At 40.7% G+C, this 14778-nt stretch carries 13 protein-coding genes; 10 read left to right on the forward strand and 3 right to left on the reverse strand.

The window, feature by feature from the left end:
- Positions 1-64: 64 nt before the first annotated feature.
- A complete protein-coding gene (gene mnmG / locus AWW72_RS10195; RefSeq protein ID WP_009514640.1) occupies positions 65-1945 on the reverse strand; it encodes a tRNA uridine-5-carboxymethylaminomethyl(34) synthesis enzyme MnmG in 1881 nt (626 codons plus the stop codon).
- 251 nt (positions 1946-2196) lie between these two features.
- On the opposite strand from mnmG, the gene AWW72_RS10200 reads away from it, so the two are divergent.
- From AWW72_RS10200 to AWW72_RS10240, 9 genes are all read left to right on the forward strand, one after another.
- Positions 2197-2589 (forward strand): hypothetical protein, encoded by a 393-nt coding sequence (locus AWW72_RS10200; RefSeq protein WP_004771548.1) that lies wholly within the window; start codon positions 2197-2199, stop codon positions 2587-2589.
- A 184-nt stretch (positions 2590-2773) separates the two neighbouring features.
- Positions 2774-3676, forward strand: coding sequence for a 50S ribosomal protein L11 methyltransferase (gene prmA, locus AWW72_RS10205; protein ID WP_004771547.1), 903 nt, complete (start codon positions 2774-2776; stop codon positions 3674-3676).
- Positions 3677-3690: 14 nt separating this feature from the next.
- Entirely contained in the window at positions 3691-4551 is an 861-nt protein-coding gene (locus AWW72_RS10210) for an MJ0042-type zinc finger domain-containing protein (protein ID WP_062847244.1), read from the forward strand.
- Positions 4552-4925: 374 nt separating this feature from the next.
- Entirely contained in the window at positions 4926-5195 is a 270-nt protein-coding gene (gene fis / locus AWW72_RS10215) for a DNA-binding transcriptional regulator Fis (RefSeq protein ID WP_001086304.1), read from the forward strand.
- 80 nt (positions 5196-5275) lie between these two features.
- The gene (gene purH / locus AWW72_RS10220) at positions 5276-6850 is read left to right on the forward strand and encodes a bifunctional phosphoribosylaminoimidazolecarboxamide formyltransferase/IMP cyclohydrolase (protein WP_062847245.1); all 1575 of its coding nucleotides are present in this window, start codon (positions 5276-5278) and stop codon (positions 6848-6850) included.
- 203 nt (positions 6851-7053) lie between these two features.
- Positions 7054-8340, forward strand: coding sequence for a phosphoribosylamine--glycine ligase (gene purD / locus AWW72_RS10225; protein WP_004771543.1), 1287 nt, complete (start codon positions 7054-7056; stop codon positions 8338-8340).
- A 609-nt stretch (positions 8341-8949) separates the two neighbouring features.
- Positions 8950-9825, forward strand: coding sequence for a MetQ/NlpA family ABC transporter substrate-binding protein (locus AWW72_RS10230; RefSeq protein ID WP_062847246.1), 876 nt, complete (start codon positions 8950-8952; stop codon positions 9823-9825).
- A gap of 71 nt (positions 9826-9896) precedes the next feature.
- Positions 9897-10925 carry a methionine ABC transporter ATP-binding protein gene (locus tag AWW72_RS10235; protein ID WP_062847247.1) on the forward strand — a complete coding sequence of 343 codons (1029 nt, stop codon included), beginning with the start codon at positions 9897-9899 and terminating at the stop codon, positions 10923-10925.
- Positions 10922-11617, forward strand: coding sequence for a methionine ABC transporter permease (locus AWW72_RS10240; RefSeq protein WP_004771537.1), 696 nt, complete (start codon positions 10922-10924; stop codon positions 11615-11617). The genes AWW72_RS10235 and AWW72_RS10240 overlap by 4 nt, the downstream gene beginning before the upstream one ends.
- A gap of 53 nt (positions 11618-11670) precedes the next feature.
- Here the strand turns inward: AWW72_RS10240 and AWW72_RS10245 are convergent, their stop codons facing one another.
- Positions 11671-12537, reverse strand: coding sequence for an arginase family protein (locus AWW72_RS10245; protein WP_062847248.1), 867 nt, complete (start codon positions 12535-12537; stop codon positions 11671-11673).
- Positions 12531-13517: a hypothetical protein gene (locus tag AWW72_RS10250; protein WP_062847249.1), complete on the reverse strand. Its 987-nt coding sequence runs from the start codon at positions 13515-13517 to the stop codon at positions 12531-12533. The genes AWW72_RS10245 and AWW72_RS10250 overlap by 7 nt, the downstream gene beginning before the upstream one ends.
- Before the next feature lie 351 nt (positions 13518-13868).
- Between AWW72_RS10250 and gloB the strand changes: the two genes are divergently transcribed.
- Entirely contained in the window at positions 13869-14600 is a 732-nt protein-coding gene (gloB, locus tag AWW72_RS10255) for a hydroxyacylglutathione hydrolase (protein ID WP_047432447.1), read from the forward strand.
- The last annotated feature ends 178 nt before the right edge of the window (positions 14601-14778 follow it).

Below are 14778 nucleotides of genomic sequence, written 5' to 3' on the forward strand. Positions count from 1 at the left end.
AGAAAAAAACACCCTTATGAAAAGGGTGTTTTTTAATGTTTATTTGAATGTGTCGAATGAAAGCTTAAGCTGACTTCTTCGCCATATTGTTTTTACGGATGGTAATCATCAGTAACTGCACAGCAGCTGGTGTAACACCAGGAATACGGCTTGCTTGTGCCAAGGTTTCTGGACGAACTGTTTTCAACTTCAAAGTAATTTCACGCGATAAACCTGAAATACCATCATATTCAAAATCAGCTGGGATCTTAGTTTCTTCAAGACGCTTCAATTGCGCAACATCCTCATGCTGGCGATTGATATAGCCTTCATATTTCACCGCAATTTCAATTTGCTCGCCGACTTGTTGTGAAACTTCTGAACCGGTTAATTCCGCGATTTGGCTGAAATTGATATTTGGACGTTTAAGCAAATCAACTGCACTACATTCTTTACTAAGATCAGCACCCGTCATTTCAACGAATTTTTTACCCATTGGGTTATTTGGTGCTGCCCATAAATGTTGCAAACGAGAGGTTTCGCGCTCAACTGCTTCCATTTTTTCACTATAAGCCGCCCAACGTTCATCATCAACCAGACCAAGTTCACGGCCAATCGTGGTTAAACGCTGATCCGCATTGTCTTCACGCAACATCAAGCGATATTCCGCACGTGAAGTAAACATACGGTACGGCTCTTTGGTACCTAAGGTAATGAGGTCATCAACCAACACGCCCATGTAAGCCTGATCGCGTTTTGGTGTCCACTCTTCTTGTTCCCAAGCGCGGCGTGCAGCATTTAAGCCTGCAAGTAAACCTTGCGCACCTGCTTCTTCATAGCCTGTCGTACCGTTAATTTGACCAGCAAAATACAGGTTTTGAATCGCTTTGGTTTCAAGTGTGAACTTCAAAGCCTGTGGATTGAAATAATCATATTCAATTGCATAACCTGGACGAAGGATATGCGCATTTTCCATACCACGGATCGAACGAACTAAATTGAACTGTACATCAAATGGCAATGAAGTTGAAATACCATTTGGATAAAGCTCATGAGTATCTAAGCCTTCTGGCTCAAGGAATACCTGATGTGAATCTTTATCAGCAAAACGATGAATTTTATCTTCAATCGATGGGCAATAACGTGGACCAACACCTTCAATCACACCCGTATACATTGGTGAACGGTCTAAACCGCCACGAATAATTTCGTGGGTTTTTTCACTGGTATGCGTGATATAGCAATTAACTTGCTCAGGATGCATTGACGCATCACCCATAAATGACATGACAGGAGATGGGAAATCACCCGGTTGTGGCGTCATCACAGAGAAATCAACTGAGCGTGCATCAATACGTGGTGGTGTACCTGTTTTTAAACGCCCAACAGGAAGTTTAAGTTCACGTAAACGATGAGCTAGTGCAATTGAGGGTGGATCCCCTGCACGACCGCCACTTGAGTTTTGTAAGCCAACGTGGATCACACCACCAAGGAAAGTACCTGTTGTCAGTACCACAGTTTTGGCATCAAAACGGATACCCATCTGGGTAACAACACCTTTAACCGCATCGCCTTCAACAATTAAGTCATCTGCTGCTTGCTGGAAGATGTCCAGATTGGCCTGATTTTCTAGCGTATCGCGAATTGCAGCTTTATAACGTACGCGATCTGCCTGTGCACGTGTCGCGCGAACGGCAGCGCCTTTACGCGAATTGAGAATACGGAATTGAATACCACCTTTATCCGCCGCAAGTGCCATTGCACCGCCAAGTGCATCAATCTCACGGACCAGATGTGATTTACCAATACCACCAATTGCTGGGTTACAGCTCATCTGTCCCAAAGTTTCAATATTATGCGTCAACAATAATGTTTGTCTTCCCATACGTGCCGCAGCGAGCGCCGCTTCCGTACCAGCGTGACCGCCACCAATTACGATAACGTCGTAAACTTTAGGATAGTGCATAGTGGTAAATATGTATTCAAAAAATGACAGAGTATTATACAGGAGTTTTGCATCAAATTGGCAAAAACCATCAATATTCTTCTGGATTCTAAGCCTAAGATATGTCGACAAAACATACAAAAAGAAACGTTCTGTTGCATTTTCATCTTATACTTAACAGAGCTGCCTAAACTATTAACTCGAACACCACTGTTTTATTTGATGAATTTCTTATCCTAAAAAGTGCATAACAAATACTTTAGGAAAATGATATGAACACAAAGCTTTTATTTTCATCTCTTATTTGTAGCCTATGTTTTAGCGTAGCTGCACATGCGGCAGATACCAAAGCTACCCAAGATCAACAAGCCAAAAAGTACCAACAGGTTTGTAAAGGCAAAAAACAAGGTGATCCAGTTTCATTTGCGTATAAAGGCGTTGTTTTCAATGGTTCATGTGAACCAAATGAAGCCGGTAAACTCGCATTCCAACCGCCAATGCCAGCTTCTAACGCTGCTGTAGACACACAAAGTCGTCTCTCTGAAACTCAGTCAGCTCCACGTCCAGTGAGCAGCGCCCCAATGGAAGCTGCGCCTGCTATGGAGGCACCTGCAGCGACTCCTGCACCACCAGTTGCTCCAGATGTTGAACAGACTGCGCCATAATTGCAGCACAAATAAAGAAGGTCTTGATGGCCTTCTTTTTTTATCGATTAAATCTAAAAACAATGTTCTAAAGCACACTGACTTAAATATTTGTCCTTAAAATTGTAATCTGTCTATTTTATAATCCCTTTAATAAGTTTTAATCTATTACAATACGCACAAATACATTTATTTAGGTTTTCCTGTGAACTGGCTACAAATTCATATTACTGTTGATCAAAATCAAGTTGAACTTACCGAAACATTGCTCCTTTCATTGGGTGCGGTGAGTGTTACTTTAGATGATGCAGAAGATCAAGCCCTGCTTGAGCCATTACCAGGCGAAACTCCACTTTGGAATAAAGTCATCGTTACGGGTATTTACCAACAAGAAGAAGATGACCCAATTGATGTAGATGCTTTGGAAACTTTCCTTAAAGCACAACTTCCTGATGTTCCAATGCGCCATGAATACCTTGAAAATCAGGTGTGGGAACGCGCATGGATGGATTATTACGAACCAATTCAAATTAGTGAAAAATTCTGGATCGTCCCTGAATGGTTAGAACCACCTGAAGCAGATGCAACCAATATTAAACTTGATCCAGGTCTAGCGTTCGGTACAGGCAACCATGCCAGCACATTCTTATGTTTACAGTGGTTAGGTAAAACTGATGTAAAAGATAAAGTTGTGATCGACTATGGTTGTGGTTCAGGTATTTTAGGCGTTGCTGCCCTTTTATTAGGCGCTAAAAAAGTTTATGCAACGGATATCGACCCGCAAGCTGTACTGGCAACAAAACAAAATGCCGAGTTAAATGGCGTGCTTGACCGCCTTTATGTCGGTTTGCCTGAAGAGTTTGATCAGGAATTCAAACCTCAACAGGCTGACATTCTTGTTGCCAATATTCTTGCAGCTCCACTCATGGCACTTGCGCCTGAATTCTCAACTTTATTAAAAAATGAGGGAGAGTTCGCACTAGCAGGTGTAATTGAAGAGCAAGTTGCTGATGTTTCTAGCGTTTACGCTGAGTTTTTTGATATATTAGAAATCGAAAAGCGTGAAGAAAACTGGTGCCGCATTTCAGGAAAACGAAAAACAATTTGAGAATTTTATAACTTATGAGTGAAAAACAAACCCGCTGCCCTAAATGTTCAACTGTGTACAAAGTGACCCTTTCACAACTCAGTGTTGCACAGGGTATGGTTTGTTGCCCAAAATGCGTAATTAATTTTAATGCATTAACCAATTTGCTCGAAACAGACAGTGATGCGACACCAACGCCCGTTAATCGCTCACTGTTTTCATCGATTCAGCCAGATAGCTCATTTGCAGAAAAGCAGATGCAGATCTTAAGGATCTTCGATCAGAAAATTGAAAACTCAAATATTGATCTACTCACTTATTTAAATAACCTGAATTACTTTAATACCGAACCCGTCACGGCCCTGCCTAACCTGAATCTTTCAGAAGATGTACTTTCAATGGATCAGGAAAATAACGACAAACAACATGGCTGGTTGTATTACACCCTTTGGGGTATTGGAAATATTGCACTGATTCTGGTGTTTGCTTTTCAGATTTTATGGTTTAACCCGAAACTCATGCATGAAAGCCCAGCATTAAACCAGATGTTTAATTATGTCTGTGGTCTTCTGAGCTGCAAAATCGCCAATGAGCAATATCAGTCTCTTAGTTTTGAGAAAGTAAAACTGAAACGGGTTGAGCATAACGCCACAGGTTTTTCTGGCATATTGCTTAACCAAGATGCAAATAGCGTTGTACTTCCCCCAATCAAAGTGATACTTAAACAAAACGGTGAAGCTATTTCTTATACCGTTTTGAAACCACAAGACTATTTAGTCGACAGTTTAAAGACCATTCAGCGCATTCCATCAAATAGCCCTTTTCGCTTCGAATTTACCATTCCGAAAAGCAAAAATAGCTTCAATGACTATAGTTTAGAATTTGTACAGCCCTAAAAGCTCAAAAAAGTGACAAAAAAACAAAAAAAAGTGCAGTTAATTTGCTCACTTTTTCGCTGACAGTGGTATGATACGCGCCACGAATGCTTTGACCCACTTACTCCTCGTAATCTACAGACAATAAAATCGTTAAACGAACTGTGCTTTTACCCAATAAGCGCATTGTTGGTTTTTTTGTTTTTGAAAGTAGGCGGTAACAAATATTTAACTATTGTTACGCTTATTTTTTACACAACTCGAGGATTTGTGGCAAGCTAATAGTCCTTTTGTTTTAGAGTCACTGTTTTAGGATCTAAAACGGGGCTCAGTAATTTAGACCACATTTATATCACTTTACCCAAGTGATATTTTGATTTTTCGGATTAACACGCATGAATAGCAAATCTCCTATTTTTACGGCTCAATCTGATGTCGCTCTTCGCATCCATGTAGATCGCGCAGTTCGTCATTATTTTGCACAATTGCAAGGTGAGCAACCATCTCAAGTTTATGACATGGTTTTAGCAGAAATGGAGAAACCTCTTTTATCTGTGGTCTTAGAATATACTCGTGGCAACCAAACGCGTGCTGCTGAGATTTTAGGCCTTAACCGCGGAACTTTACGCAAAAAGTTAAAAGCTCACGGTTTAATGAGTGAATAATTGATAAAATGCTCACGTTCTCGTGGGCATTTTTTTTGCCTTTGTTTTAATCTGTAGACTTCAAACTGTTGACTAAAATCATGACTATCAAACGTGCTTTAATCTCTGTATCTGATAAAACCGGAATCGTTGAATTCGCTCAAAATCTTGTAGCTCTAGGGGTAGAAATTTTATCTACGGGCGGTACATATAAGTTGCTTAAAGACAACAATATTGCCGTAGTAGAAGTTTCTGAACATACAGGTTTTCCTGAAATGATGGATGGTCGTGTTAAAACATTACATCCAAAGATTCATGGAGGCATCTTGGCTCGTCGTGGTCTGGACGAAGCGGTGATGCAAGAACACAACATTGATCCGATTGATCTGGTGATTGTTAACCTTTACCCATTTGCTGCAACTGTAGCTAAACCGAACTGCTCGCTTGCAGATGCAATCGAAAATATCGACATCGGTGGTCCGACCATGGTTCGTGCTGCAGCGAAAAACCACGCTTCAGTAGGCATTATCGTTAATGCAGCTGACTACAACACAGTTGTTGCCGAGCTAAAAGCAAATGGTACGCTTTCTTATGAAACGCGTTTCGACTTAGCAGTAAAAGCATTTGAACATACAGCACAATACGATGGCATGATTGCGTCTTATTTAGGTGCACGTGTGGGTAAAGCAGAAGGCGAAGCGGATCTCTTCCCTCGTACCTTCAATACACAACTAAATAAAGCACAAGATTTACGTTATGGTGAAAACCCTCATCAAAACGCAGCATTCTATGTAGAAGAAAATGCAAAAGAAGCATCTGTTTCTACTGCGAAGCAATTACAAGGCAAAGAACTCTCTTATAACAATATTGCAGATACCGATGCAGCACTTGAATGTGTGAAATCATTTGCGAAGCCTGCGTGTGTCATCGTTAAACATGCAAACCCTTGTGGCGTTGCTGTTTCATTGGATGGTATCAAGGCAGCTTATGATCTTGCTTATGCAACCGATCCTGAATCAGCATTTGGTGGCATCATTGCATTCAACCGTGAATTAGACACCGCGACAGCACAAGCAATTGTTGATCGTCAATTTGTTGAAGTGATTATTGCGCCAAGCATTGCGGATGGCGTACTTGAAATCACAGGTGCGAAAAAGAATGTACGCGTGTTGGTCTGTGGCGAACTTCCTGCAATTGATGCACGTGCTCCACAGCTTGACTATAAGCGTGTTAATGGTGGTTTATTGGTTCAAGATCAAGACTTGGGCATGATCACTAAAGATGACTTGAAAGTTGTGACTAAACGCGCACCGACTGAACAGGAAATTGATGATCTTATTTTTGCATGGAAAGTTGCAAAATATGTGAAATCAAATGCGATCGTTTATGCAAAAAATCGTCAAACTATTGGTGTAGGCGCAGGTCAAATGAGCCGCGTAAACTCTGCACGTATTGCTGCGATTAAAGCTGAACATGCAGGTTTAGTGGTTGAAGGCGCAGTTATGGCATCTGATGCCTTCTTCCCATTCCGTGATGGTATTGATAATGCGGCCAAAGCTGGCATTAAATGCATTATCCAGCCAGGCGGTTCAATGCGTGACGAAGAAACAATTGCAGCAGCAGATGAAGCTGGTATTGCAATGGTGTTCACGGGTATGCGTCACTTCCGTCACTAATCCTACTTTAAAGTTTCCATCTTATTTACCTCCCTCTAAATCTCCCTCCTAAAAGGAGGGAGACTACACCAATATCAATATGGGTTCCCTCTCCTCTTAGGAGATGAGGAACGATTGTAGTTCCGCAAGGGAGAGGTTAAGGGGGACTTTTTTATTCTGAACAGGTATATTCTTAAATACGGAAAAAGGGAAATAACTTTATAATGAATATTTTAGTTTTGGGTAGCGGTGGCCGTGAACATGCACTTGCATGGAAAATCGCACAAGATGCAAAAGTCACTAAAGTCTTTGTTGCACCAGGTAATGCAGGTACTGCAACTGAAGACAAATGTGAAAATGTTGAACTCGATATTTTAGACAATCCAGCCATTATTGCTTTTGCCAAAGAAAATGATGTTGCATTAGTCATTGTTGGCCCTGAAGCGCCTTTAGTGAATGGTGTCGTGGATGCAGCACGCGAAGCTGGCTTAAAAATTTGGGGACCAACCCAATATGCAGCTCAGCTAGAAGGTTCTAAAGCATTTGCAAAACACTTCTTAAAGCGCCATAACATTCCAACCGCTTTTTATGATGTCTTTACTGAAGTTGATGCGGCTAAAGCATATGTTGAGCAAAATGGCGCACCTATCGTTATCAAGGCCGATGGTCTTGCTGCGGGTAAAGGCGTGATCGTTGCCATGACCAATGAAGAAGCTTTTGCAGCAATCGACGATATGCTAGCAGGCAACAAATTTGGTGATGCTGGTTCACGCGTTGTGATTGAACAGTTCCTTGCAGGCGAAGAAGCAAGCTTCATTTGCATGATCGATGGCAACAATATTTTGCCAATGGCGACATCACAAGATCATAAACGTATTTTTGAAGGTGATGAAGGTCCAAACACAGGTGGTATGGGTGCTTACTCTCCTGCGCCTGTCGTCACTGCGGAAGTCTTTGAACGTGTCATGAATGAAGTGATGCGCCCAACCGTTGATGGTATGGCTGCGGATGGTCACGTTTATACAGGTTTCTTATACGCGGGCCTGATGATTGATGAACAAGGTCAACCACGTGTGATCGAATTCAACTGTCGTTTTGGTGATCCTGAAACTCAACCGATCATGATGCGCTTAAAATCATCTTTGGTTGATTTGGTTGAGGCTGGTATTGCAGGTAACTTGCCAAGCGAAGCTGAATGGGATGAGCGCAAATCGATTGGTATCGTTCTTGCAGCCGGTGGTTACCCTGAAACTGTACGCAAAGGCGATGTAATTTCAGGTCTTGGTCAATCTCCAGAAGACACCAAAATCTTCCATGCCGGTACTGCAATGAGTGCTGATGGTCATGTGATTACTGCGGGTGGTCGCGTACTCTGCGTCACAGCCTTAGGTGATACCGTACTCGAAGCTCAAATCAATGCGCTAGAAGTTTGTGGCCAAGTCACTTTCACTGGCATGCAATACCGTAGCGATATTGGTTATCGCGCCATTGCCCGTGAAAAAGCTGAATAAGTAAATTATGCTTTAAAGCCTTCTTCGGAAGGCTTTTTTTATTCCTTAAATTGCATAATTCCTACTTCTATATTCATTATTTAAATATAAAATTCAGAAAAATATATATTTATGTTTTAATTCAATCTGCTACAGATCTTTTTTGAAAAAACCATAAAACTATCATCAATTTATATTTACTTATGATGTAATTTTTCTCAAATAATCATAGTCTTATACTCATTAGGACAATCTACTGCACTGTCCCCTGCATTAAATTATTGGTATGATTGCCGAAATTTTAGATGTTGTTTTTATGTTAATTCAGTATTCTTTTTCATTCATTTCAAATGATTAGAATATTTTTCCTAACAAAACAAATTGCAGCTAAATCCAAATTTGATTAGAAAAAGATATGAATGCTTGATTTCCCATTGTATATATACTGAATGGGAACATGAATATTCATTTATTTTTCGCCTGTTGTGGAAAGGACTCTACTGAAAACCTCAAAAATAATTCACGTGATTGTTTGAGGACGATGCCAATTTACAACATACAAACCTATTGCAATCATTAATGCTCGAGAAAGGCTGATTTTCTCGCCATTATTCCGATTAGGATTTATACATGAAAAAGCTGATTAGTCTTTTTTTAAGTGTATCGGTGTTATTACTTGCAGCTTGCAGTAAACAACCAGATACCGCATCTACCGAGCAAAAAGGTGATGCTGCTGCATTACAAACTGTTGTAATCGCTTCTACAGGTTCTGACGCTGATATCTGGCGTTATATCGCAACTTTACCTGAAACCAAAGCTGCTGGTCTCAAACTTGAAATTAAAAACTTCACTGATTACGTTGCCATGAATACTGCTGCAGCGAACAAAGAAGTTGATTTGAATGCATTCCAGTCTTACGCTTACCTTGTGGCATTTAATGCTGCCAATAAAGACAAGATTGCACCTGTTTCAACCACGTATTTAGAACCAATGGGTATCTACTCAAGCAAAGTCAAAAAAGTTGACGAATTTGCTGAAGGTGCAACTATTGCAATTCCAAATGACGGCGCGAACGAATCACGTGCATTATTACTTTTACAAAGCGCGGGCTTAATCAAGTTAAAGGCTGACTTTGATCCAGTAAAAGGAACCCCTGCTGACATTACTGAAAACCCGAAAAAAGTTGTGATCAAACCAATTCAAATGGCAACAGCTGTACGTGTTAAAGACGAAGTTGATGCGATTTTATTAGGTAATACACTTGCAATGGAAGGCGGTTTAAACGTTCTGAAAGATGCGATCTTCTATGAGCCTGTAGATCAAAGCACGAAGCTGAATGTTAACGTTTTAGCGACTGCAGAATCTCGTAAAGATGATGCTGTATTGCAAAAAGTTGGCGCGCTTTACCATACTGAAGCTGTGAAGCAATATGTTCAAGAACACTTTGCAGGTACGAAAGTTGACGTGAACAAACCAACAAGCTACCTCACAGAAGCAAATTCGTAATATAATGCTCTCAAATAAAACAGGCAAAGTGATTTTGCCTGTTTTTCTTTTCTGCCATAGTACTGACGAACATGATCCAATTTAAAAACATTTCGAAACACTATCAGTTGAAAGGTCAAACGATCAATGCACTGGACCAGATCAATCTAGAGATCCCGGACGGTAGTATCTTTGGCATTATCGGCTATAGTGGTGCAGGTAAAAGTACGCTGATCCGTTTGATTAATTTGCTTGAACGCCCGACGCAGGGACAAGTCATTATCAATCAAAAAGACTTTACTGCTATGGACGCGCGAACACTTCGTCAAGAACGTGCAAATATTGGCATGATCTTTCAGCACTTCAATCTCCTTCAGACTAAAACCGTGTCTGAAAATATTGAAATGCCACTTAAATTATTTGGGCATAGCAAAGCTGAACGTGAAAAGCGTCTGGCTGAACTACTAGAGTTTATCGATCTTAAACATAAAAAAGATGCTTACCCTGATGAGCTTTCAGGGGGTCAAAAACAACGTGTGGGTATCGCACGTGCGCTGGCGAATCATCCCAAGATTCTACTGTGCGATGAAGCAACTTCTGCCCTTGATCCACAGACCACCAAATCTGTTTTGGCGCTATTAAAAAAGATTAACAAAGAACAGAACATTACCATTGTCATGGTCACCCATGAAATGGATGTAATCGAATCAGTATGTGATTATGTGGCGGTCATGGAATCAGGTCATGTGATTGAAAGCGGCCCGACACTGGATATTTTCAGTCAGCCACAGCATCCAACCACCAAGACCTTTATTCAAACGGTATTGCAACAGCAGTTACCAGTAAATATTTTAAGTAATCTTGAACATCAACATCATAATAGTATCTATAGCTTGCAGTTCCTCGGTACTTCAGCACAAGAAACCGTGATTCAGGCTGCGATTAAACAATTTGATGTGAGTTTAAATATTCTGTTTGCCAATATGACCGAGATTAATGGTACGGTGATCGGACAAATGTTTATCCAGCTTTTGGGTGATCCGTTGATCATTCAGGAAACCGTAAAATTCCTTGAGCTTCAAGGCGTGAAAGTGGAACAATCTGGAGTGGTAAGCCAATGAGAGATTTCATCGTACAATGGCTGACCCAAGTCACTGCTCCATTTTGGCATAGCTCCCTTTCGATCGACCAGTTTGTGACAGCACTGCAAGAAACCTTTCAAATGGTGTTCTTTTCTCTGCTGTTTGGTTGCATTTGGGGATTGATTCAAGGTATTACGCTAGTCGTTACCCGCTCAGGCGGTATCCTGCAAAATCGTGCGATTTATTATTTCCTGAACCCGATTGTGAATGCACTGCGTTCCCTTCCGTTTATTATTCTGCTGATTGCCGTTATTCCACTGACTAAAATGCTGGTTGGCACTTCAATTGGCACATGGGCAGCGATTGTGCCTTTGACCATTTATGTGGGCCCATACTTAGGCCGTCTGATCGAAACCTCATTGCTTGAAGTGAATGAAGGTATTGTGGAATCTGCTCAGGCAATGGGTGCTTCACCGTGGCAAATCATCTTCAAGTTTATTATCCCTGAAGCACGTAGCTCACTCATACTAAACTTGACCACAGGTACGATTTCTCTCATCGGTGCGACTGCAATGGCAGGTGCTGTAGGCGCAGGCGGTATCGGTGACTTGGCGATTTCTTATGGTTACCAACGTTTCGATACGAGCGTAGTGATTTTAACCGTCATTGTATTATTGCTGTTAGTGCAAATGGTACAAATGTTCGGTGACTGGCTGGCAAAATTACGTTAATAAAAATATAAAAAAAGCGCTCATGATGGGCGCTTTTTTTATACCTGAACATTTTAAGGAAAGTAAATTTCATTGGCTGCCTTGAAGGTATTGACATGGAGCGGGACTAAATCAGTTAAATTCTGATAGCCGCCAGCCAATACAAATAGCATCGGGATTTTCATTTTCTTCGCCATTTCAAAAACAATGCGATCACGCTCAAAAAGTAATTCTGTGGTCAACCATTTTGAACCATATTTATCATGTTGATGACAGTCCATGCCCGCCTGATAAATCATCAGATCTGCCTCCCAACGTGAAGCATACTGAAAGGCCTCAAAGATTGCCTCTCGATATAAATCAAAACTCCCCTGTTTGGGATGAATATAACGGGTCAAGCTACGTTCACCAGCCTTGCAGCCAAACCGAATTCCAAAAATGCCAAAATTAATCAGATTGGTCATACGATTGGTGAAAATAGCCGTGCCATCCCCACCATGTTGATCACAATCCAAAATAAAAATACGTTTCTCAGGATACTGCTTGGCAACCAATGCCAGACCATTAAATGTACAATAGGCTGCGCCAGATTCATAACTGGCATGATGAAATCCCTGCGCAATATTAGCAGCCACCCCTTCTTTCAAGGCAATTTCAGCACCCAGTAATTGTCCAGCCTGAACCGATAAAATCGCATCTCGCAACTGTTCATTCCACGGCTTGAAACCTTGTATGGTGGCAAATGCCGATTCTCCTGACAAAAAAGCATCGACATATTGTGGATGATGCAATTTCCTTAAGATTTCCACATCAATCAGCCCTGGATCTACCAGCTCTGCCATTTGATGCGTACGCAACACATCCGCTACAGCTGTGAGTTTTTCCATACTATTGGTATGTGTTTGCGCAAAGTAGCGTGGAGAGTAACAAGCTTTTAGCATGGATGCCCTATATAAATCTGATCTTTGGCAATATCCATCAGCTGAGCTAATTCAGTGCTATCAGGCCTGAATAATCCATTATCCACCTGCTGTTTAAAATGATAGCCAAATGCCCGCGCACGATGTTGTGGTGAAACAGCCAAAGTGGTTAAGCGTAAAAACCAGAAGCCATTCATCTCGGCAATCGGGATCACATAGCCTTTATATTGCTTGTTTTGATGCTTTTCGAGCTGTTCAATTTCATAATGCGCAGAGAATAAACTTCCCGCAGGTAATCGTACCCCATTCATCATTAAAGGAACCAAACTGATACAGGAATGGTTATCCCCCATATTCAATTTTTCCATCATGATTGGTTGATCATGTTCATCCACAAAAATATTGATTTCACCCTGTCGTAATAACCGATGATGCGCAATGCGCAAAAAGAATTTTTCTGCCATCGGGCAAGAACCTACTTTAGGCTTTTCAAGCAAAGCCTGACATTCAATCATACTGAAATCCTGCGCCGTTTGAGGCAGAATAATGTCAGCAAGTAATTGGCAAATCAGGATACTTTCTTCCAACTCGGCATATTGATGAATGCTTCTAAGTTTGGCTTGAAATTCGACTTCTTGCTGTAAATTCTGTGCAAAGCTCTCTTGCAGGTTTAAACGCTTTAAAGTCTGCTGGACTTCTAAATTGATATCCAGATTCCGCCACGTTTCTAGTGTCAGACCATATGAACCCGCTTGATTGAGAATGTTTTTCAGCGTTTTGGTTTCATAGTCCTCAAAAATTCGTAAATCCTGAAACCCAACCGGATCACGCACCTGCGAAACAAACTCTGCAATAACGCGAGTCGCTTGTGTATAGCCACAACCTCTCCGTTCCGTTTGATGACTAAAGTGTTCATTTAACATTTCTGTCAGCTTGGCAGAGAGCGGATATAAATATTTTTTAAAAATCATGACCACTTCGTGATCGACCAAATCAGACATAAGCTCCCCTGCTTCATCATGATGATTTACAACGACCTCATCCTTATTTTGTTAAATCTCATTTTTAATTGATTTAGCTTTAATAAAGTATTTCTTATAGGATTAAAGATGAATATAAACCATTAACTTATAAAAGTTTTCTTTCATCTTTATTTAAAATACAATACTTGTCAACTATAAATAGACTCGATGAATATCGACGTCAGAATCTGCCTCAAAAAGTCAGTATTAATGTATAAATGCAGCACTTTTTTGCACTCGATAGCATTTGCACTTAAACTAGAATCAGGCACTCAGTATTGAGTACCCAACTCGCAATAACCACATGGAACAAAGATTCAGGACTCGGCTATGCATTACAAGATTCATGTAATTGACGTAAAAAATGCCTTAAAAAATTATATCTGGTTATTGGAAGATACCCGCAGCAAAGAAGTTGTGGCGGTCGATCCAACGGAAGCCGATCTGGTCACAGCGTTTTGCCAGCAGCATCAACTCACTCTGAAACAGATCTGGCTGACCCATTGGCATCCTGACCACACTGGTGGTGTTCCGGGCTTACTGGCAAATCAGAATCTTCTGGTTTATGGCCCTCGAGATGAATTGAGTAAAATTTCCCTGATCTCAAATCCCCTACAGAATAATGATCATTTTCACTTTAATGACCTCAAAATTGAAGTCATCGCGACCCCTGGTCACACTTTAGGTCATATCACTTATTTTATTGAAGAGATGGACAGTCTGTTCAGTGGAGATACCCTATTTGCAATGGGCTGTGGACGATTATTTGAAGGCACAGCCGAGCAAATGTATCACTCCTTAAATCGACTGGGTGCACTACCTATCCAGACCAAAGTGTATTGCACCCATGAATATACGCTTGCCAATGGTGAATTTGCCTTAACTGTAGAGCCACATAATGTCGCCTTGCAAGAACGTATGCGACAGGTCAAAGCATTAAGAGATGCAGATCAAATCACCTTACCCAGTACGATTGAACTGGAACTCGAAACCAATCCATTTTTACGTACTGAAAGTGCTGAGGACTTTGCGCGTATCCGCAGCCTAAAAGATCAGTTTTAATTAATGATGTAAATTTAAGCGATTCATTTTCTACTTTTCTCTTAAGGTAGAAAATGAAATCATTTTTTACATTTGTCATGAAATATTTATTTAAAAAATAATTTTTAAATCTCAAAAAACAAAAACACTTTAACATTTAAATTCAATTAGATAAAAAATTAAGAGATAACATTATACC

Source organism: Acinetobacter sp. NRRL B-65365, from assembly GCF_001605865.1.
GTDB lineage: Bacteria > Pseudomonadota > Gammaproteobacteria > Pseudomonadales > Moraxellaceae > Acinetobacter > Acinetobacter vivianii.

What these genes read in the sequence shown, in the direction of transcription:
- mnmG (WP_009514640.1), bottom strand. Translation starts at nt 1,945, where the DNA reads ATGCACTATCCTAAAGTTTACGACGTTATCGTAATTGGTGGCGGTCAC.
- AWW72_RS10200 (WP_004771548.1), top strand. Translation starts at nt 2,197, where the DNA reads ATGAACACAAAGCTTTTATTTTCATCTCTTATTTGTAGCCTATGTTTT.
- AWW72_RS10210 (WP_062847244.1), top strand. Translation starts at nt 3,691, where the DNA reads ATGAGTGAAAAACAAACCCGCTGCCCTAAATGTTCAACTGTGTACAAA.
- fis (WP_001086304.1), top strand. Translation starts at nt 4,926, where the DNA reads ATGAATAGCAAATCTCCTATTTTTACGGCTCAATCTGATGTCGCTCTT.
- purH (WP_062847245.1), top strand. Translation starts at nt 5,276, where the DNA reads ATGACTATCAAACGTGCTTTAATCTCTGTATCTGATAAAACCGGAATC.
- purD (WP_004771543.1), top strand. Translation starts at nt 7,054, where the DNA reads ATGAATATTTTAGTTTTGGGTAGCGGTGGCCGTGAACATGCACTTGCA.
- AWW72_RS10230 (WP_062847246.1), top strand. Translation starts at nt 8,950, where the DNA reads ATGAAAAAGCTGATTAGTCTTTTTTTAAGTGTATCGGTGTTATTACTT.
- AWW72_RS10235 (WP_062847247.1), top strand. Translation starts at nt 9,897, where the DNA reads ATGATCCAATTTAAAAACATTTCGAAACACTATCAGTTGAAAGGTCAA.
- AWW72_RS10240 (WP_004771537.1), top strand. Translation starts at nt 10,922, where the DNA reads ATGAGAGATTTCATCGTACAATGGCTGACCCAAGTCACTGCTCCATTT.
- AWW72_RS10245 (WP_062847248.1), bottom strand. Translation starts at nt 12,537, where the DNA reads ATGCTAAAAGCTTGTTACTCTCCACGCTACTTTGCGCAAACACATACC.
- AWW72_RS10250 (WP_062847249.1), bottom strand. Translation starts at nt 13,517, where the DNA reads ATGTCTGATTTGGTCGATCACGAAGTGGTCATGATTTTTAAAAAATAT.
- gloB (WP_047432447.1), top strand. Translation starts at nt 13,869, where the DNA reads ATGCATTACAAGATTCATGTAATTGACGTAAAAAATGCCTTAAAAAAT.